The following is a 20094-nucleotide window of genomic DNA, read 5'->3' as shown; positions in this document are numbered from 1 at the left end:
GAGGTGAAAGGGCATGCGCATCTTATTTGTTTGTACCGGGAATACCTGCCGCAGCCCGATGGCCGAAGGCATGCTGCGTAAGCTGGCGCGAGACCGGGGGCTGGATGTGCAGGTTCGTTCGGCCGGCGTGGCCGCCATGAAAGGCAACACCATTTCCCATCATGCGGGAGCCGTTTTGCGGGATCGGGGGATCACGGATGCCTTTGAATCCACCCCTTTATATGCCGAATTGGCGGATTGGGCCGATCTGATCCTGACGCTGACGCAAGGGCATAAACGACAGGTTGTTCATTCTTTTCCGGAGACAGCCGATAAAATATTCACGTTAAAAGAGTACGTCGAGGACGACGTCTCCATTATAGCCAATCTGGAGGAGTTCCGGCGGTTGGCGGCGGACCGGGAGTTGGCCCGGGCGCTGGGCAGCGAGTGGTCTGCGGCGCAGCAACGACGGCTCGATGAGCTGCAGCAACGGTTGCCGGCCTACGACATTTCCGATCCGTTTGGCGGTTCGCGGGTGGATTACGACCGGGCGGCAGCCGAGATTGGGGCCGCACTGGAGAAGCTGATCGCCAAACTGGAGCACGGCGAGGGGCATTAAACCTGTTGCATTTGCCTCGTCGATGCTTTATTCTAAGAGCAGAAGATTTTAGTTCCGATGTAACTGGCGACAAGAGTGGATCAAACCACGATGGAGCATCGGATTATACGGCCGGTCGCCTGGGCAAAGAGCACGACGCGCGTGAGCTGCGTTATGCTCTTTTTTTGTTGGGTGGTCATGTGTTGTGGGGGAACATCCTCCGTTTGCGGCAAGCCTTTCTCTGTTATAATAAGGACAGACTATGTTTACATGTTCTTGGTTGGTGGAGAAAGGAGCGGGCATCAAATGGAGCAGGAAGAGCTCGGAACGATTCGGACGCAAGTGGCAGCGGTCGCGGAGGAAGTTGCCGCCGCAGCTAACCTGGGTCCGGGAAAACTGCTGGTCGTTGGAGCCAGCACCAGCGAAGTGGCGGGCAAACGAATCGGCACGGGCGGAGCTGAAGATATCGCGTCCGAGTTATGGGCCGGGATCGAGCAGGTCCGGGCTAAATATGGCTTCGACGTTGCGTTTCAATGCTGCGAGCATTTGAACCGTGCGCTGGTGGTTGAACGCACGGTGCTGGAGCGGCTTTCGTTGACGGAGGTAGCTGCGGTGCCTGTACCGAAGGCGGGCGGATCGATGGCCGCGGCGGCCTATCGGCGTTTGTCGGCTCCGTGCCTGGCGGAGATGCTCGAAGCCCATGCCGGGATCGATATCGGCGAGACGTTAATCGGCATGCATTTGCGACGAGTGGCGGTGCCGTTTCGTCCTTCGTTGCGCAAGATTGGGCAGGCGCGCGTTACGGCAGCCACAACTCGTCCGAAGCTAATCGGCGGGGAACGGGCCGTTTACGCGCTTCCGCTGGATTCGGATTCCACGCTTTGCGAGTAAGATGGGATATTCATTATAAGGGGGATAACGGAAGATGGAAAATTTGAGAAATCAAGATCCAGCGGTGCTGGAGGCCATGAATTTGGAGCTGAAGCGTCAGCGTAACAATATTGAGCTGATCGCTTCCGAGAACATCGTCAGCGAGGCGGTGATGGAAGCGATGGGTTCCGTGCTCACGAACAAATACGCCGAGGGATATCCGGGCAAGCGCTATTACGGCGGTTGCGAACGTGTCGATATCGTGGAAAATATCGCTCGCGACCGGGCCAAAGAATTGTTTGGCGCCGAGCATGCGAACGTGCAGCCGCATTCCGGTGCGCAAGCGAACCTGGCGGTTTACCTTGCCGCGATCAACACCGGCGACACCGTGTTGGGGATGAACCTCGCGCACGGCGGTCACTTGACCCACGGCAGCCCGGTTAATGCGTCCGGCTTGTTCTATAATTTCGTGGCGTACGGCGTTCAGGAAGATTCGTTCTTGATCGATTACGACGAAGTGCGCAAAGCGGCGTTTAAGCATCGCCCGCGCCTCATCGTGGCTGGAGCGAGTGCGTATCCGCGGATTATCGATTTCGAAAAACTAGCTTCCATCGCAAACGACGTGGGCGCTCTTTTCATGGTCGATATGGCGCATATCGCCGGACTCGTAGCTGCAGGACTGCATCCGAACCCGGTGCCGCATGCTCATTTTGTGACGACAACAACACATAAGACGTTGCGCGGTCCGCGCGGCGGGATGATTCTGTGCAAACAGCCATGGGCTGCTGCGGTTGATAAAGCGGTATTCCCGGGGACGCAAGGCGGGCCTCTGATGCACGTGATCGCTTCCAAAGCGGTTGCGTTGGGCGAAGCACTTCAGCCTTCTTTTAAAACCTATGCGGAAAACGTTGTGAAGAACGCCAAGGTTCTGGCGGAAACGCTGATGGCCGAAGGCTTGAACATTGTCTCCGGCGGAACGGATAACCACCTGATGCTGGTGGATACACGCAACCTGAACATCACGGGCAAAGACGCCGAGCATGTGCTCGACTCGATCGGGATCACCGTGAATAAAAACGCGATTCCATTCGACCCAACCAGTCCGTTCGTCACTAGTGGGATCCGGATCGGTACGCCGGCTGCTACATCGCGTGGCATGGATGAGGAAGCGATGAAGGAGATCGGCCGGATTATCGCGGTCGTGCTGAAATCGCCGAAGGACGAAGCACTGCTGGACAAAACTCGCAAACAAGTGTCCGAGTTGACCGACCGTTACCCGTTGTACCCGAACCTGAAATATTAAGAATTCGCCATAACAAAGCCAGGAGCTAACTGCTCCCGGCTTTTTTGTGTTTAAGATGGAGGTTATTCCCTTTCTTTGATCGCCATGACGCGAAGTCGACTGGTATCTAGCATCCACTGACCTTCCTTATATAAAGCGGGTTTTGCGAGGGAGACTATGGCATCGTACAGGGGAGCTCTCTCAGAAGATGGGATTCCGGTGAAAAAATAGTCAGCAAAGCTGTCGAGCCACTTTCTTATGGCCTCTTCCCCTTTCAGTGGTGTGGGAAGGTCGAGATGCCGGGCGAACGTAACGCGGAAGCCGCTTCGTTCCACCAGGCTAGCGTACTCCCCGATGCTGGGGTGATACCAAGGATTTCGCCCCTCCCAAGGATATCCATGTGTTTTCAACACCTGCTCGATAGCTCGGGTCAATGCGGCGACATTGCCTTTTCCCGCGAATTCGACCGCCAACCGGCCGCCTTTCCGTAGGGCGAGGCGGATCGTTTCGGTAACGGCAGGCGCATCCTGGATCCAATGCAAAGCGGCATGGGAAAATACGGCGTCATAGTGTCTGTCGCTCCGGTAATGCCGAGCATCTCCGACTTGAAGGTCCAGCTCGGGATACCTCTGTTTCGCGCGATGGATCATTTCTTCGGATGCATCAATTCCGGTAGGGATGGCTCCTGCGGCAGCTAAAGCTGCCGTGAGATCCCCATTCCCGCAGCCAAGGTCGAGAATATTTTCGCCCGGCAGCGGATGCAGCCAGGTTAACAGCTCGACGCCCAGTCTGGAGGTTGCATGCCGATGATCGTGAGAATTGGGTTTGCTTGTTGAGCGGTTAGGGGGTTCGTTCATCCGTTCCTCCTCCATGCCTCCAGATTCAGTTCATTATTCAGTGCCGCGGCGGCCATTGCTCCAGAGGAGGCTGCCGCGATGGCCTGGTGTCGCATCGTTACGGCGTCACCGGCGCTAAATACTCCCGGTACGGTCGTTCTCCCCAATTCGTCAACGATGATCGTTCCCGTTTCGGTGACCTGGCAACCCAAGGATTGGGGGAGGTTAGAGCCGATCGCCAGGTCGGGACGGAAAAAGATTCCCCTGCACGATATCGCTGTGCCATCCTCGAGTACAACTTGCCGCACAATCCCGTCTTCTGATTCGATGGAACGAATCTTTGCGTCGTGGAGAGGGACGCCGTGCTGCCGTAAATCCTCGCGATCCGCGTCCGTCAGCCCGTCAGGGCCGTTCGTGCATAACGTGAAGCGGTCCGTCCAACCGGAGATCAACGGGATGAAGTGCATGGCGTCTGCCCCTCTCGAAATGATAACCAGCGGCTCATCGCGTAATTCCCAACCGTCACAGTAGGGGCAAACGAAGGCGCTCCGACCATAAACCTCAGTGAGACCCGGGATATTCAGCGGTTGATCCTTCATGCCAACGGTGAACAGCAGCTTCTTGCTGCGGAGGGTGATTCCCTTGGCGGTTGTGATCTGGAAATGACCGTCCGCCCCGGCGGCGGATTGAACAGCTTCTTCAATAAATGTGATGCCGGGATAGCGGACGATTTGCTCCTTTGCAAGCCGTCGCAACTCACCCGGGGGAATTCCGTCGCGAGTAAGAAATCCGTGAGCCTCTCGCGTCACGCGGTTGCGGGGTTTTCCTTCATCGATCACTACCGCTTTCTTACGGGCTCTGCCCAACATGAGGGCGGCGTTTAAACCGGCGGGCCCACCTCCAATAATGACGGCATCATACAGAGTTTTATCCATCTTTACTGCACCTCCATGGATCTTTAATATCTATAATTAAACGACAAGAAGTGTCGGATCACTTCTTGTTCGCAAGGGATCTCCGAGCCGTAACGGCTGCATCAACCACCGATTGGATCGTATGCTCTTGCAAATACCGATTCAGTTGTTGCTCAGCGCCATCCATGACCTGCTTTACCAGGCATACGCATCGTGCTGGATCATGATCGGCTTGGCAACGGTCGTCGCGTTCTTCGTCAGCCAGCAAACGATGTTGATTCGATTCCATATTCGAACATTCGAATAAATGCTGCCGACCTTCGATGACTTGGATTACCTCAAGAAAGGTGATCTGATCCGCAGGCCGAGCTAACTCGTAACCGCCGTTCACCCCCGGTACCGCGCGGACGATGCCGTCCTGCCGCAGTTTGGACATGATTTTGGAGAGATAACTTTCCGACACGCCAAGCATTTCAGACAATGACTTGATACCGACGTTCTGGTGCCGTTCCGCATTCGCTAAGTGAATGAGGGCGTGCAGCGCATAATCGGTGCTTTTGGAATATTGCATGGACGGTCCCTTCCTTTGAATGATTATGGACTTAGTGTATCCATAATATCGGATGGGTATCCCGACTGTCAAGGGCTCTCGGATGAATGAGGCTGATTGCAAGTGGGTTGCTTCATATATAAGCGGTTTCTTTTTGACGGCTTTGCAACATGTTGTAGCGAGGGTGAAAATGCCAACTTGGAGTGATATAATAGACAAGATTTGTGGAGCGTTCGAAGAATGGGAACGAGATGGCAAGTAAAGACTTAGCTATAAAAGCGGAGGGACGAACGAAATATGCGAAAATTGGTGGTATGCGATCACCCCTTGATTCAACACAAACTGACTTTTATCCGTGACATGCGGACTAACACGAAGGATTTTCGTGAACTGGTGGATGAAGTAGCTACCTTGATGGCGTACGAAATTACGCGGGAGATCCCGCTGGAGTCGATTAAAGTGCAAACGCCGGTGGCGGAGGCGGAGTCGAAGGTCATTTCCGGACGGATGCTGGGGCTCATTCCGATTCTCCGGGCTGGACTGGGTATGCTGGACGGGGTATTGAAATTGCTCCCTGCGGCAAAAGTCGGTCATGTCGGGTTGTTCCGGGATCCGGAAACGCTGCAACCGGTGGAATACTACATCAAGCTGCCTACGGACGTACAGGAGCGTGAACTGATCGTGATCGATCCGATGCTGGCTACCGGGGGATCCGCCATTGCGGCAATTACCGCTTTGAAGAATCGCGGCTGTACCCAAATCAAGATGATGAACCTGATCGCTGCGCCGGAAGGTGTTAAGGCAGTCCATGATGTGCACCCTGACGTAGATATCTACGTGGCGGCTTTGGACAGCCACCTCAACGAACATGGCTATATCATTCCGGGCTTAGGCGATGCCGGCGACCGGTTGTACGGCACGAAGTAAACTAGTTTGGGTTGGAGACCGCTCTAACGGAACCCAAAGCCCTTATTTCGACCATTTCTCGTGTTTTATGATGCTAACGGAACCCAGGGCCCTTATTTGTCCTTTGGGCAACAATTTCGGGTCGTTTTCAGGTAAATAAGGTCTCCTAGTTCCGTTAGAATCGAAAACCTAGTGTTTTAGGTCAAATAAGGTCATTTGGTTCCGTAACAACGGAGTGCCGGCTGAATTCAAGATTCGACGTCGAGCTCGCACCTCTGAATCGGCATCGTGATGGAAAGACGATTTTAAAACAACCTCATTAAATAAGATTCAAAAAGTTGGGTTTTTAGCGCCGAGAAGGTTGGATGAAGTCAGGGGTTGAGCAGCGGAGCGTAGGTAAGCCTACGTGAGCAGCGGAAAACCCGGGCTGATTTTAAGATTCGACGTCGATTTGGCTCCTAGAGAGGCATCGCGATCAAGACACAACTTTTTGATTACCTCTATAAGGAAGGAATTGAGTAGGGTGGGTAAGATTAAGGTAATGACCATCTTCGGCGTCAGACCCGAAGCGATTAAGATGGCGCCGTTGATTCTTGAGCTCCAGAAGCATCCCGAGCAGATCGAGTCGATCGTTTGCGTGACGGCCCAGCATCGCGAAATGCTGGACCAGGTATTGGACGTCTTCAAGATCGTCCCGGATTATGATCTGGATGTCATGAAGCCGAATCAGACACTGAACGAAATTACGATTCGCGTGCTTCAAGGGTTGGAAGGCGTCCTCAAAGAGGCCAAGCCGGATATCGTGCTGGTGCACGGGGATACATTGACCACATTCCTGGCGAGTTATGCCGCCTTCCTGCAGCAAATTAAGGTGGGGCATGTCGAAGCCGGCCTGCGTACTTGGAACAAGTTGTCGCCTTATCCGGAAGAAATGAACCGTCAGTTGACCGGCGTTTTGGCCGATCTGCACTTTGCTCCGACGGATTGGTCGGCAAGTAATTTGCGCAAGGAAAATAAGCCGGAGTCAGCTATATATGTCACAGGCAACACGGTTACGGATGTGTTTCAATATACAGTACAGCCGAATTACACGAACTCTGTGCTGGACTGGGCCGCCGGAAAGCGGCTTATTTTGATGACGGCGCACCGTCGCGAATCGCAAGGCGAACCGCACCTGAACATTTTCCGTGCCGTGAAGCGAATTGCCGATGAGTTCGAGGATGTAGCCATCGTGTATCCGGTCCACCCAAGCCCTGCGGTGAGGGAGCCGGCTTACGAAACTTTGGGGAATCACCCTCGTATTAAACTTATCGATCCTTTGGATGTAGTGGATTTGCACAACTTCTATCCTCATACGCATTTGATACTTACGGATTCGGGCGGTTTGCAGGAAGAAGCGCCTTCTTTTGGCGTTCCGGTGCTTGTGCTTCGCGATACGACGGAACGTCCCGAAGGGATCGAAGCGGGAACGCTGGAATTGGTCGGCACAAATGAGGAGATGGTTTATGAGCGGACAAAGGCGTTGCTCAGCGATCAGAACTTGTATGAATCGATGAGCCGGGCAGCAAATCCGTACGGCGATGGAAAGGCATCGCAAAGAATTGTCAATGCGATATGTCACCATTTCGGATTTTCGGATCAGCGTCCGGAGGAATTTCACAGAAAGTTCACAAACTAACGAAAATTTGTTTTGATCGCGAGCCTAAAAAAGTATACAGTATTACTGTACGCTGTATGCGTTTTATTCAGGATGGCAAGGGCAAATTTAGCATTTCAAGGCTTTAAATCACTAAAAAACCTCAATTGACAAGATCTCTTCACAATTAGTAAAATAAATTGGGATTATTAGGGTGATTGAAATGGAAGACCCGACAAAACCTGGTAAAAACAACAACAGCGTTGGAAAGGCTGTCGCTGTGGTAACCGCTTTAGGAATGAACTTTGCCGTATGCGCTGTAGGAGGTTACTTCCTTGGCACCTGGATGGATAAGCTGTGGTTCAAGAACGGCCTGGGCATTGGTTTGGGCGTTTTGATCGGTATTGCAGCGGGCATCCTTGGCATCGTCGCTCTGATTAAGTCGGTTGTGGGGGGAAATAATGGATGAGCTGTCGAAATACAGCCGTGCTTTGACAGCCGGAACCCTAGGTTTCTTGGCCCTGTGTTTTCTCGGAGGCGCTTTATTGCCGAAAGTTCAGAGCATTATGCTTGGCATTGCGCTCGGCTCAGTAGTAAGCTGGATTAATGCGGTTTACCTCAGCCGTAAGGTCCGGCAGGTACTGGATGCCGCGGTAAACGGCGGTTCGAAGCGGTTGAACATGGGGTTTCTGACCCGTACGGCACTGGCGGTTCTGGCGGTATTTGCCGCTATGAAATTTCCGCAGCATCTCAATGTGTATGCGGTTGCCGGCAGTCTGGTTTTTGCGCAATTTTTGCTTCTTTTTATAGGCATTCGTTTTTCTCGTAAGCCTGAGGCTTGAAACATTCAACTTGGAATGGGGGTGAGAAAACATGCATGAAGCTCCGGTCATAGAATTGGGCGGCCTACATATAGACCTGTCCGTTATTTTGATGCTGGTAGTGACTTGCACGATCGTGTTTGTTGTTGCCCGCCTGGCGACGCGGAACTTATCCGTAGAGAATCCTGGAAAGTTGCAAAATTTCTTGGAATGGGCGGTCGAATTCGTTCAGAACATGATTTCTAGCACCATGGATCTAAAGAAAGGGAAACCATTCCTCTCCTTGGCCATGACGATGATTATGTTTATTTTTGTCGCAAATATGCTCGGACTACCGTTTGGTGTCGTCACGGAGTATGATAATCCGGCAAAAGCAACCATCTTCGGTCAAGAAATTACCTCGGTGACCACAGTGCTTGCGGAAGAACACGCGAAGCATCCGGGTGAGGAAGCACATGCCGAGGTAGCCTGGTGGAAATCTCCTACGGCCGATCTCAGCGTGACGATGGCGCTTGCGTTACTGGTATTCGTCATATCTCACGGTCTTGGGATGATCAAGAATACCAAAAATTATTTCAAGCATTACGTACAGCCGTATCCGTTTTTCCTACCGATTAACATCATTGAGCAGTTGTCGAAGCTGCTGACGCATGGCGTTCGTCTATACGCGAACATCTTTGCGGGCGAGGTGCTGATCTCCACGATCATGACTTTGGCCAAAGCAAGCGTGATCGGCGCAATCTTCTCCGTTCCGTTGCTGATGGTTTGGGACGGATTCAGTATTTTCGTCGGTGCGATTCAAGCTTTTGTCTTTGTCATCTTGATGATGGTGTACATCTCGCAAAACCTCGAAAGCCACGAGGAAGAGCATTAATCGGGGAGTTTGGATTCCCGCGCTTCAAAGATAAGCTAAGTTTCAAGTTACGGATTGGAGAACGACTTCAACCTGACTGAACTATAAAAATTTGATTTTACTTTTAAGGAGGATATACAAAATGGGAGCAATGGCATTATTGGCAGCAGCTATCGTAGCAGGTTTGGGCGCGTTTGGCGCAGCGCTGGGTAACGGTATGGTTATCAGCAAAACGGTGGAAGGGATCGCGCGTCAACCTGAAGCGAAATCCACTCTGCAAACGACGATGTTTATCGGCGTTGGTTTGATCGAGGTACTTCCGATCATCGGCGTGGTCCTGGCGTTCATGTTCTTTGGTCAGGCTTAATCGAATTTTCAAAAAGAAATGGCGGGGAAGGCCACAGCCGTCCACGCCTTCTTTTTAGCCCGGGCAGGGCGATACGCGAATGCGGATAGGCTTCGGAAAGGAGTGACTTAAGTTTGGAAATCGTATGGGAAAACACCGTCATCGCGTTGATCGCGATCGGGATTTTATACTTCTTATTGAACAAATACGCTTTCGGTCCGTTGTTGTCCGTGATGGAGAAACGTCGCGAACTCGTGCAACAACAGCTAAGCGAAGCGGCGCAAACTCGCGAGCAGGCAACTGCCTTTGTGGAGGAGCAAAAAGCGGCCCTTCAGCAAGCGCGCAAAGAGGCGTATGACATTATCGAGCAATCCAAGCAAACGAGCAGCAAGCAAGCCGCTCAAATGCTGGATCAAGCTAAGGACGAAGCAACCCGCTTGAAAGAAGAAGCGGTACGCGACATTCAGAACGAGAAGAACCGTGCTGTGGAACAGCTTCGCAGCGAAGTCGGCGCCGTGTCGGTGAAGATCGCATCCAAGTTGATCGAGAAAGAGGTCAGCGAAGAAGGCGTTCAAGGCGAACTGGTCGACAAGTACCTTAAAGAGGTCGGTGGCCGCTCATGAGCCGCGAGACCGTAGCCGCAAAACGGTATGCCAAAGCGTTATATGAAATCGCCGCGGCGGAAGGCCGAACGCTAGAAGTCGAAGAAGAATTGAAGGCGCTGGCGGCTGCTTTTCAGGCTGGGGATGACATCGAGCATTTCATCGCCTCGCCGAAAATTACGGAAACCGCCAAATGGGAAGCCATTTCCCGCGCGATTGAAGGCAAACTGTCCAAACCCGTAGTTTCTACGGTGAAGCTTCTGGTGGAACGCGGAAGAATCGGACTCCTGCCAGAGCTGGTGGACGCTTACGTGAGCATTTCCGGCGAAGCGCTGGGACTTGCTAACGCAGTGGTTACGACCACGTACCCGTTAAACGAGGATGAGAAGCAGCAAGTTGCTGCGGAGTTCGGCGCACTCGTGAAGAAGAAGATTCGGGTCGAGAATGTGATCGATCCATCGCTGCTTGGCGGGATGAAAGTGCGAATCGGCGATACGTTGTACGATGGAAGCTTGGCCGGGAAACTGGAACGGCTCGAAAAGTCTTTTCGAAGACAAGCACTGTAGATAGGGGTGAAACACTTGAGTATCAGACCTGAAGAGATCAGTACTCTGATTAAAAGTCAGATCGAACAATATAAATCGGAAATCGAAGTGGCCGAAGTCGGCACCGTTATTCAAGTTGGTGACGGTATCGCCCGTGTCCACGGACTAGAGAACGCCATGGCGAACGAGCTGCTCGAGTTTGAGAACGGCGTTTTTGGTCTTGCCCTTAACCTGGAAGAAAGCAATGTCGGTGTCGTTATCCTCGGCCCTTACAGCGAAATCCGTGAAGGCGACCAAGTGAAACGGACCGGACAAATCATGCAGGTTCCGGTAGGCGAGGCGATGTTAGGCCGCGTCGTGAACCCGCTCGGTCAGCCGATTGACGGCAAAGGACCGATCGAAACAACAGAATTCCGTCCTGTTGAGAATAACGCTCCAGGCGTTATCGACCGGAAATCGGTTCATGAACCGATGCAAACCGGGATCAAAGCGATTGACTCAATGGTTCCAATCGGTCGCGGACAACGGGAACTGATCATCGGTGACCGTCAAACCGGTAAAACGGCGATCGCCATCGATACGATCATCAACCAAAAAGGGAACGGCGTGAAATGTATTTATGTCGCCATCGGCCAGAAGCAATCCACCGTCGTTAACGTAGTGGAAACCCTTCGCCGCCACGGCGCGTTGGATTACACGATCGTCGTGTCGGCTTCCGCATCGGAACCGTCACCACTCCTCTACATCGCTCCTTATGCCGGTGTAGCCATGGCCGAGTACTTCATGTACAAAGGCGAGCATGTCCTGATCATCTATGACGACTTGTCGAAGCAAGCTGCGGCTTACCGCGAATTGTCCTTGCTGCTTCGCCGTCCACCGGGCCGCGAGGCGTTCCCGGGTGACGTCTTCTACTTGCACTCCCGTTTGCTGGAACGTGCAGCTAAACTGAGCGACGAGCTTGGCGGCGGGTCGATCACGGCGCTTCCGTTTATCGAAACGCAAGCTTCCGACGTATCGGCGTACATTCCGACGAACGTCATTTCGATTACCGACGGCCAAATCTTCCTGGAGTCCGACCTGTTCTACTCCGGTCAACGTCCGGCGGTTAACGTTGGTATCTCCGTATCCCGGGTAGGCGGCTCCGCGCAAATTAAGGCAATGAAGAAGGTTGCCGGTACCCTGCGTCTGGACCTTGCCCAATATCGCGAGCTTCAAGCATTCTCCCAGTTCGGTTCCGATCTGGACAAATCGACGCAAGCCCGGTTGACCCGTGGTTCGCGGATGATGGAAATCCTGAAGCAAGGCGTAAACCAACCGCTGGCTGTCGAATTCCAAGTTGTCAGCTTGTACACAGCGGTTAAAGGTTTCCTGGACGATATTCCATTGGCCGACGTTCGCCGGTTCGAATCGGAATTCCTGTCCTTTGTCCAAAATCAGCATGGCGACGTGTTGCAATCGATCCGCGATACGAAGGATCTGACGGCAGACAACGAAACGAAGCTGAAAGAAGTTATCGAGCAATTCAAACGCGGTTTCGCGACTACGGCATAAATGTTCTTGCGGCACAAACCGGCCTTGGCTAAGCGCAACGCCGGTTTACGCCTGTGTGTAAAAAATACTTTGGGGATGCCAATTGTTAGAGTGAAACCTAATGGGTCTTTCGGCAAGGGGATGTAAATGATTCTGGAGAAGCGAAGCGTTCGCCTTTGTGAGCGGATTTCTACTATATTTGAATTGATCAATTCAAGAAATCCGCGAACAACAGCGATCGTAAGAACATTTCATTCTCGCCGCCCCAATAGACCCAAAAGGGTTTGCACCCAAGCTTGGCCACGCCAAAGTTTAAGGTGGTGAAATCATGGCAAAAGGGATGCGCGAAATCAAGCGTCAGATCAAAAGCGTTCAGAACACCCGGCAAATCACCAAAGCGATGGAAATGGTAGCTTCGGCGAAGCTGCGCAAAGCGCAGGAGAGAGCACAAGCCTCCCGTCCTTATGCGGAGAAGCTGAAAGAGGTCGTTTCCAGCATTGCTGCCGCCTCCCAAGGCGTCAGCCATCCGATGCTCGTGACGCGTCCGGTGAAGCGGACCGCTTACATCGTGATTACGTCCGACGGCGGTTTGGTCGGCGGATATAACGCGAATATTTTGCGGAAAGTGACGGATATGGTTCGTACCCGCCACGCTTCATCCTCGGAATACGAACTTTTCGTGATCGGCCGTAAAGGCAGAGATTATTTGAAGCGCCGTAACTATCCGGTGTCCCACGAAGTAACCGAACTCTCGGATACGCCGAGATTCGCCGACATCAAGTCTTTGACTTATGCGGCGGTGCAGGGCTTCGAAACCGAGCAATTCGACGAAATCTACGTTTGCTATAACCGATTCGTTAATGCGATTACCCAACTGCCGACCGTGGAGCGTTTGCTTCCGTTTGACTCTGTTGAGCATGAGGGTCTGGCCAGCAGCTATGAGTATGAACCTTCGCCTGAAGGGGTATTGGAAGTGCTGCTTCCGAAATATGCCGAAACATTGATCTTTGGTGCGCTTCTTGACGGTAAGGCGAGTGAGCTTGGCGCGAAGATGACTGCCATGGGCAGTGCGACCAAAAACGCGTCGAAGATGATCAATGAACTAACCCTGACGTACAACCGCGCTCGCCAAGCGGCGATTACGCAAGAAATCACGGAGATCGTTGCCGGAGCAAACGCAGCCCAAGGCTAATCGATCCGGAAGCAATTTTAGGAGGGAAACGAAGATGAACAAAGGACGCGTTGTCAGCGTAATGGGTCCGGTTGTTGACATCGAATTTCAGCGCGGTCAACTGCCGGAAATCTTCAACGCTATAAAAATTGAGAAGCAGGACAGCCAGTCTGCGCTGGTTCTGGAAGCTTCCAATCATCTGGGCGACAACCTCGTTCGTTGTATCGCCATGGCCTCGACGGACGGCCTTGTGCGCGGTACGGAAGCGATCGACTTAGGAGCGCCGATTTCGGTTCCGGTCGGAGAAGCAACGCTCAGCCGCGTGTTTAACGTGCTCGGCGAACCGATCGACAAGAAAGGCGCAGCCGCTACCGAACTGAAATATCCGATTCACCGCGAACCGCCGAAGTTCGATGAACTGTCGACGCAAGCGGAAATGCTGGAAACCGGGATCAAGGTCATCGACCTGCTGGCTCCTTATGCGAAGGGCGGTAAAATCGGCCTGTTCGGCGGCGCCGGCGTAGGTAAGACCGTAACGATCCAGGAATTGATCCGTAACATCGCGCACGAACACGGCGGGATTTCCGTATTTGCCGGCGTAGGGGAACGTACCCGTGAGGGGAACGACCTTTACATGGAAATGACGGAATCCGGCGTTATCGAGAAAACCGCGATGGTATTCGGACAAATGAACGAGCCGCCGGGTGCGCGTTTGCGCGTAGCCTTGACGGGCCTCACGATGGCTGAATATTTCCGCGACCAAGAAGGCCGCGACGTATTGCTCTTCATCGACAACATCTTCCGGTTTACGCAAGCGGGTTCCGAGGTATCGGCCTTGCTTGGACGGATGCCTTCCGCGGTAGGTTACCAACCGACGCTGGCAACCGAAATGGGCCAACTGCAAGAACGGATCACTTCCACCAAGAAAGGTTCCGTTACTTCGATCCAAGCGATTTACGTCCCTGCGGATGACTATACTGACCCGGCTCCGGCTACGACGTTTGCTCACTTGGACGCAACGACGAACTTGGAACGGAAAATTTCCGAAAAAGGGATTTTCCCGGCCGTGGACCCGCTGGCTTCCAGCTCGCGGATTTTGACGCCGGAAATCGTGGGCGAAGAGCACTATGCCGTAGCCCAAGGCGTGAAACAACTTTTGGCTCGTTATAAAGAATTGCAGGATATCATCGCGATCCTGGGTATGGATGAATTGTCCGACGACGATAAAACATTGGTGGCACGTGCCCGGAAGATCGAACGTTTCCTGTCGCAGCCATTTAACGTGGCTGAGCAGTTTACGGGGATCGCCGGTAAGTACGTGCCGATCGCGGAAACCGTACGCAGCTTCAAGGAGATTCTGGACGGCAAGCACGACGACCTTCCGGAAGCGGCGTTCCTGTTTGTAGGAACGATCGAAGAAGCCGTCGAAAAGGCGAAAACGCTGTAAATCCAAGCCGAATCCGGATGCTTCAGAAATGAACTGTCCCACGAACAGGAGGGATAAACTTGAGCAGCTTTTTATTGGAAATCGTTACGCCGGAGCATGTGGTGTACTCGAAAGAGGTGGACAGCCTGACGGTCCGCGGACTCGAAGGGGAGCTTGGCATCTTGCGAGGCCATATTCCACTCGTCACACCGCTGCAAGTTGCTCCAGTGGTTGCGAAAACCGGCAAGGAAACGACAACGATCGCGGTACACGGTGGTTTCATCGAAGTGCAAAGCGATAAAGTCATCGTGCTTGCCGAGAGTGCGGAGCTGCCGGAAGAAATCGACCTGGAGCGGGCCATTGCGGCCCGGGAGCGTGCGGAACGCCGATTGGCGGCTCGCAGCAACCAGGACCGAGTCGATCATCGCCGCGCAGAGCTGGCGCTGCAACGGGCGGTTACGCGGATCAACGTATCCAGCGACAACCGTCATAAGCAATAAATCTGCGGAATAACGGGCACCTTTGGGTGCCTGTTTTTTCTTGCAGAATGACATGACGATGACATTTAGGTGATAGATGAATTTGGAAACCTTTGCAAGGTGAAGAAAAGCTGGATTATTGCTGCGATGGCAAGTATGATATATAAGGTCTATATTTTTACAAGTTCATAACCGATATATATTACAAGGTTGTGAATCTTGGAGCAATGCGTTACAGATCAGGATTAACCGTTTAGGTACTTGCAGCATAAATATAAATGTGATGGGGGATTTAGTCATGAATCCAATCGACCAGGTAACGGCTTCGGTCGGTGTGGGCGGCTTGACAGCCATCCTCGTCTCCTTGGCATGCATTGCGTTGTCATGGTGGGCGCTGCAAAACTTGAAGCTGGATCTATTCATTCGTCACCCTAAGGGACCGCAAGGAAAGCTGCTGCAGCTGTTGCTCGCGGTGGTATTGGGGCGTTTTGTAGCCGCTTTTGTGATGGAGTATTGGGGATATACCCAAATGTTGAAGTACATGTTTTGATCAAAGCAATTTGTCGAATAACATCATTTCATTGTGTCAACAATGGTGAGTAAGGACTACGACTCGAGAGCATGTCCATAAACGGGGCAAGAGGCGATTTCTGCGCCAAAACACGCTTTTTCGACAGGATTAGAGCCTTGTGTGCCTTAAATGACCGGTGATATGATGAAATTTAGGGAATGAACAGGTTAATCTTTTTCCAAATCGGGAAAAAAGTGAAAATGAACGCGCGGAGGGAACCATGATGAGCAAATTTATCGTCCGCGGTGGCAATGTTTTGGCCGGGAACGTAAAAGTCAGCGGTGCTAAAAATTCAGTGCTACCGATCATTGCAGCGTCTTTATTGGGTGAAGAAGGGGTTAGCGTTATTCGAGATGCACCACCTCTAGACGATGTGATGACCATTAATAAAGTGTTAGAGTCGCTGGGAGCGGCCGTTACCTATGATCGGGAAGTCATTACGGTCGATGCGCGGCAAATCGCTTCATGCGAAGCGCCTTATGAGTGGGTGCGAAAGATGCGGGCGTCTTTTCTTGTCATGGGTCCGTTGTTGACACGGATGGGTTTCACCCGGATTTCCCTGCCGGGAGGCTGCGCGATCGGGACTAGACCGATTGACCAGCATTTGAAAGGCTTCGAAGCGATGGGCGCAGAGATCACCCTCGGTCACGGATTTATCGAAGCCAAAGCGAACGGCCGCCTCCGCGGCGCTAAAATTTATTTGGACGTTGCCAGCGTAGGTGCGACGGAGAATATCATGATGGCAGCAACCTTGGCAGAAGGCACGACCATCATTGAAAATGCGGCGAAGGAACCGGAAATCGTCGATTTGGCCAATTACCTGAACAGCATGGGCGCCGTTGTCCGTGGAGCGGGAACCGGCATGATCCGGATTGAAGGCGTCGAACGGTTGCACGGATGCGAACATACGGTGATTCCGGATCGGATCGAAGCCGGAACTTTTATGGTCGCTGCGGCGATTACCGGCGGGAATATTTTTGTTGAAGGGGCTATTGCGGATCACCTTGGACCGGTCATTTCTAAGCTCGAGGAGATGGGCGTAACGGTAGAAGCGCAAGAGAACGGAGTGCGAGTTATCGCCGACAAGCCGCTGAAAGCCGTTGACGTCAAGACGTTACCGTATCCTGGCTTCCCAACCGATATGCAGTCGCAAATGATGGCCTTGCTGTTGGTGTCCGAAGGAGCAAGCGTCATTACCGAGACGGTCTTCGAAAACCGCTTCATGCACGTGGATCAGTTCCGTTTAATGAGTGCCGACATTAAGGTGGAAGGACGCAGCGCGATCGTCTCCGGGGGCAGCAAGCTCAGCGGGGCCAAGGTTTGCGCCACCGACCTTCGTGCCGGAGCAGCTCTGATCCTGGCAGGATTGACGGCGGAAGGCACGACGGAAGTCAGCGGGACGCATCACATCGACCGCGGATACGTGGATCTGGCTGAGAAATTGTCCGGCTTAGGCGCTGACATTTGGCGCATTTCTGTCGAGGAGCCGGCTCCGGAAACCGAGAAGGTTTCGGCCAGTGTGAAAGAAGAAATTCCGGTATTGAAAATCCAGCCTTCTTGGGCCTGATGGATAAAGGAATAGGAGTACGGAGAAAACCATGCCGGGGGCGTGGTTTTTTTCATTTCTATAGCTGACTTGTGCACTCCCTCTAGTCGAACTATAATTGTTTGTATACGCAATAATGTAATGTAGATATCATTTGTATACTAACTGTGGAGGGATGCGGAAATGCGCGATCGTAAAAGCGGCTATGGCGTATGCCCCAATGACGAAGGATGTCCCGTCGAGTTCACGCTGGACGTGATCGGCGGTAAATGGAAAGGCGTCCTATTGTATCATTTGATTAATGGACCGATCCGATTCAACGAGTTCCGCCGGATCTGCCCGACGATCACTCAACGAATGCTGACGCTACAGTTGCGCGAACTGGAGGAGGACGGCATCGTGCATCGCGAAGTGTACCATCAGGTGCCGCCGAAGGTAGAGTACTCCTTAACGGAGTTTGGGCAGACCTTGATTCCGATTATTCAAAAGATGAAGGAATGGGGCGAGACCTACAAGAAGACGGCGCCGTTTCTGAATAAAACGGAAGTGCAAGGATAAGCAATTAGCGAAGGACCTGGGAAACCGGGTCTTTTTTTGTTGGGGAGGAACGGGTCTAAACGATCTTGGTCGGGCCAAGTCTAGCTAAATGTCGCCTTTAGTACGACAATCTAGCTGCTCGAGGCGTAAGAAAGCCTAAAATGCTGCAACTCATACAACAATATTGAAAGGCAGAGGCTAATTAATCCTCGAAATGTTGAAAGTAATACAACAATCTAATGCGAAGGAAGTAAAAGTAAGAGCTACCCGAGAGCGCCGTCAGGCGTTTTTTTAGTTTCAACGTAATAGGGGAGAAAACGGGTTCTAGCATTTTGCCAAAACTCATATCTATAAGTATAGCGGGTAAACGATATAAGGAGAGAAAAGCTAGGTTGCTAGCTCGCAGGCGTGATTAGCGTACAGCAGCACGAATAGAGGTGGAGGTAAACGAATCGATGCAGGAACGGTCCCAGGTAGTAAAAATAAATGTGGCGCCTCGCCGAGAGGAAAAGAACGGTAAGGAAGAGAGCAAGAAGTCCATAAACGTAGGAGGCGTGAGATCCGTAACGGAGAGGACTGCAGGACCTGTAAGCATAGTAGGCAGCAGGCCTGTAACGGAGAGGACGGAGAGATCCGTAACGGAGAAGACTGAAGGGGCTGTAAATCTAGGAGGCGGGAAAAACGTTGCGGGCAGAACGGAGAGATCCATAAATGCGGGTCTCGGGAGAACGGCAGCAGGAGGCTTGGGTGAGGCGCGGGCCCGGGTGGTCCCACCGGGCCCAGCCCCACTGGCGGCACCTGGGTCGGTGCCGCCGGAGGGCCGCGTGCGCGTGAGCGTCCGCACGCGACCAGGCCGCCCCATCTCCCGCAAGAGCAGCGGGAGATGGGGCGGCGGCGCAGGCGCCGCCCCCGTGGTGGCGGCGCTGATCGCGCTGGCGCTGCTGCTGCCAGCGCTCATCGCGTGGCGCGCGGCGCAGGCGCCAGCCGCGCGCCACGTGCCGGCGGCCACGGCGCAGACGCCAGCGTCTGCCGCCTTGCCGCCGGCGACGGAGCCGCGCCCGCAGGACGCGGCTCGCGCCGAGGCGCCGCCCGCGCTGCCGGAGGCCGCGGGCGGACGCCGGTGCGCGTCTACCTTACGCGGACCGGCGCGGTCGAGACCGTGCCGCTCGAGCAGTACGTCACCGGCGTCCTTGCCGCCGAGATGCCTGCTGACTTCGAGCTCGCGGCACTGAAAGCGCAGGCCATCGCGGCGCGCACGTTCATCGTCCGGCGGCTGGCGGCCGGAGATACCGCAGGCACCGCGGGCGGCAAAGCCGACGTGAATGACACGGTGGAGCATCAAGTCTACCTCTCCCGCGCAGATCTGGAAGAGTGGCCTAGCCGAGGCAAAGCCGCACAGCTTGAGAAGCTGCGGCAGGCCGTCCGGCAAACGGAAGGGATCGTCATGACCTTTCGCGGACAGCCGATCACCGCTTCCTTCTTCTCTTCCAGCGGCGGCTATACAGAGAACTCCGAAGAGTATTGGTCGCTGAAAATCCCATACCTGCGGAGCGTGCCTAGCCCATGGGACGCGGCGATCAATCCCAAAAACCGCGAGACCGTCGAGATGCCGCTAGCCCAGCTATACGGCAAGCTGGGGCAGAAGGTGCCAGAACCGGTGCAGACGGCATTGGCTGCCCTGAACGAAGGGGATAATCATGCAAAGAAGACAGCCGGGGCGGTGAAAGCGAAGGCGGCAGCGGAGCTAAACGCAGCCAAGTTATTCAAGACGCTTTCTTGGACCTCAGGACGCCGGGTCAAAGAGATTCGCATCGGCGAACAGGTCTACACCGGCCGCGAAGTCCGGGAGAAGTTGGACCTTCGTTCCAGTCAATTTACACTGGCGGTAAACGGAGATTCCGTGAAGATCACGACCTACGGTTATGGACACGGAGTTGGGATGAGTCAGTGGGGAGCCAACGGCATGGCGAAGGAAGGATATACGGCGACCCAAATTCTCAAACACTACTATACGGGGATCTCGTTTCAGCAGGCCTCTCATTTTATCAAGTAAACGCATGTAAAACGGCCATTCTCTTTTTCTGAAAAAAAAGTAT

Annotated in this window: 22 protein-coding genes and 1 riboswitch; of the genes, 19 read left to right on the top strand and 3 right to left on the bottom strand. The window is 53.4% G+C overall.

Going from position 1 to position 20094, the window contains the following annotated elements:
* Window positions 1-13: 13 nt before the first annotated feature.
* The 3 genes from MKZ15_RS21470 (at window position 14) to glyA (ending at window position 2750) form a co-directional block, all read left to right on the top strand.
* On the top strand, window positions 14-598 hold the full coding sequence (locus MKZ15_RS21470) for a low molecular weight protein arginine phosphatase (RefSeq protein WP_339818016.1): 585 nt from the start codon (window positions 14-16) through the stop codon (window positions 596-598).
* A 49-nt stretch (window positions 599-647) separates the two neighbouring features.
* Window positions 648-730, top strand: a riboswitch (ZMP/ZTP riboswitch).
* A gap of 153 nt (window positions 731-883) precedes the next feature.
* Complete coding sequence (locus MKZ15_RS21465) at window positions 884-1468, top strand: TIGR01440 family protein (protein ID WP_155607657.1); 585 nt, start codon at window positions 884-886, stop codon at window positions 1466-1468.
* Window positions 1469-1502: 34 nt separating this feature from the next.
* Window positions 1503-2750, top strand: coding sequence for a serine hydroxymethyltransferase (gene glyA, locus MKZ15_RS21460; protein WP_155607658.1), 1248 nt, complete (start codon window positions 1503-1505; stop codon window positions 2748-2750).
* Window positions 2751-2812: 62 nt separating this feature from the next.
* On the opposite strand, the gene MKZ15_RS21455 is transcribed toward glyA, so the two are convergent.
* From MKZ15_RS21455 to MKZ15_RS21445, 3 genes are read right to left on the bottom strand one after another with little or no spacing between them, the layout of a single operon-like run.
* Entirely contained in the window at window positions 2813-3586 is a 774-nt protein-coding gene (locus tag MKZ15_RS21455) for a methyltransferase domain-containing protein (RefSeq protein ID WP_339818012.1), read from the bottom strand.
* Window positions 3583-4500, bottom strand: a complete 918-nt coding sequence (locus MKZ15_RS21450) for an NAD(P)/FAD-dependent oxidoreductase (protein ID WP_193417112.1) — start codon at window positions 4498-4500, stop codon at window positions 3583-3585. The genes MKZ15_RS21455 and MKZ15_RS21450 overlap by 4 nt, the downstream gene beginning before the upstream one ends.
* Before the next feature lie 58 nt (window positions 4501-4558).
* Window positions 4559-5050 carry an Rrf2 family transcriptional regulator gene (locus tag MKZ15_RS21445; protein WP_339818009.1) on the bottom strand — a complete coding sequence of 164 codons (492 nt, stop codon included), beginning with the start codon at window positions 5048-5050 and terminating at the stop codon, window positions 4559-4561.
* Between the two features lie 276 nt (window positions 5051-5326).
* On the opposite strand from MKZ15_RS21445, the gene upp reads away from it, so the two are divergent.
* From upp to spoIID, 16 genes are all read left to right on the top strand, one after another.
* Window positions 5327-5956: a uracil phosphoribosyltransferase gene (gene upp / locus MKZ15_RS21440; protein WP_155607662.1), complete on the top strand. Its 630-nt coding sequence runs from the start codon at window positions 5327-5329 to the stop codon at window positions 5954-5956.
* Between the two features lie 502 nt (window positions 5957-6458).
* Window positions 6459-7613, top strand: coding sequence for a UDP-N-acetylglucosamine 2-epimerase (non-hydrolyzing) (wecB, locus tag MKZ15_RS21435; protein WP_280516399.1), 1155 nt, complete (start codon window positions 6459-6461; stop codon window positions 7611-7613).
* A gap of 181 nt (window positions 7614-7794) precedes the next feature.
* Window positions 7795-8040, top strand: a complete 246-nt coding sequence (locus MKZ15_RS21430) for an AtpZ/AtpI family protein (protein ID WP_155607695.1) — start codon at window positions 7795-7797, stop codon at window positions 8038-8040.
* Window positions 8033-8413, top strand: coding sequence for an ATP synthase subunit I (locus tag MKZ15_RS21425; protein ID WP_339818002.1), 381 nt, complete (start codon window positions 8033-8035; stop codon window positions 8411-8413). The genes MKZ15_RS21430 and MKZ15_RS21425 overlap by 8 nt, the downstream gene beginning before the upstream one ends.
* A 31-nt stretch (window positions 8414-8444) precedes the next feature.
* Entirely contained in the window at window positions 8445-9266 is an 822-nt protein-coding gene (gene atpB, locus MKZ15_RS21420) for a F0F1 ATP synthase subunit A (RefSeq protein ID WP_155607664.1), read from the top strand.
* 121 nt (window positions 9267-9387) lie between these two features.
* On the top strand, window positions 9388-9612 hold the full coding sequence (gene atpE / locus MKZ15_RS21415) for a F0F1 ATP synthase subunit C (protein WP_009223739.1): 225 nt from the start codon (window positions 9388-9390) through the stop codon (window positions 9610-9612).
* Window positions 9613-9725: 113 nt separating this feature from the next.
* Complete coding sequence (atpF, locus tag MKZ15_RS21410; RefSeq protein WP_155607665.1) at window positions 9726-10214, top strand: F0F1 ATP synthase subunit B; 489 nt, start codon at window positions 9726-9728, stop codon at window positions 10212-10214.
* Window positions 10211-10759 (top strand): F0F1 ATP synthase subunit delta, encoded by a 549-nt coding sequence (locus MKZ15_RS21405; protein WP_155607666.1) that lies wholly within the window; start codon window positions 10211-10213, stop codon window positions 10757-10759. The genes atpF and MKZ15_RS21405 overlap by 4 nt, the downstream gene beginning before the upstream one ends.
* 15 nt (window positions 10760-10774) lie before the next feature.
* A complete protein-coding gene (gene atpA / locus MKZ15_RS21400) occupies window positions 10775-12289 on the top strand; it encodes a F0F1 ATP synthase subunit alpha (protein ID WP_155607667.1) in 1515 nt (504 codons plus the stop codon).
* Window positions 12290-12596: 307 nt separating this feature from the next.
* On the top strand, window positions 12597-13460 hold the full coding sequence (gene atpG / locus MKZ15_RS21395; protein WP_155607668.1) for an ATP synthase F1 subunit gamma: 864 nt from the start codon (window positions 12597-12599) through the stop codon (window positions 13458-13460).
* Window positions 13461-13494: 34 nt separating this feature from the next.
* Window positions 13495-14886 (top strand): F0F1 ATP synthase subunit beta, encoded by a 1392-nt coding sequence (atpD, locus tag MKZ15_RS21390; protein ID WP_155607669.1) that lies wholly within the window; start codon window positions 13495-13497, stop codon window positions 14884-14886.
* Window positions 14887-14945: 59 nt separating this feature from the next.
* Window positions 14946-15365 (top strand): F0F1 ATP synthase subunit epsilon, encoded by a 420-nt coding sequence (locus MKZ15_RS21385; protein WP_193417117.1) that lies wholly within the window; start codon window positions 14946-14948, stop codon window positions 15363-15365.
* A 277-nt stretch (window positions 15366-15642) separates the two neighbouring features.
* Complete coding sequence (locus MKZ15_RS21380) at window positions 15643-15894, top strand: DUF1146 family protein (RefSeq protein WP_155607671.1); 252 nt, start codon at window positions 15643-15645, stop codon at window positions 15892-15894.
* 244 nt (window positions 15895-16138) lie between these two features.
* The gene (gene murA / locus MKZ15_RS21375) at window positions 16139-17482 is read left to right on the top strand and encodes a UDP-N-acetylglucosamine 1-carboxyvinyltransferase (RefSeq protein WP_193417118.1); all 1344 of its coding nucleotides are present in this window, start codon (window positions 16139-16141) and stop codon (window positions 17480-17482) included.
* Between the two features lie 162 nt (window positions 17483-17644).
* Window positions 17645-18019, top strand: coding sequence for a helix-turn-helix domain-containing protein (locus MKZ15_RS21370; RefSeq protein WP_155607673.1), 375 nt, complete (start codon window positions 17645-17647; stop codon window positions 18017-18019).
* Between the two features lie 862 nt (window positions 18020-18881).
* Entirely contained in the window at window positions 18882-20051 is a 1170-nt protein-coding gene (gene spoIID, locus MKZ15_RS21365) for a stage II sporulation protein D (RefSeq protein ID WP_339817991.1), read from the top strand.
* Window positions 20052-20094 lie beyond the last annotated feature (43 nt).

The organism is Paenibacillus sp. FSL R7-0216 (assembly GCF_037969915.1).
Classification (GTDB): Bacteria; Bacillota; Bacilli; order Paenibacillales; family Paenibacillaceae; genus Fontibacillus; species Fontibacillus rhizolycopersici.
The sequence above is the reverse complement of the archived record's forward strand: the minus strand, read 5'-3'. Positions and strand labels throughout refer to the sequence as shown.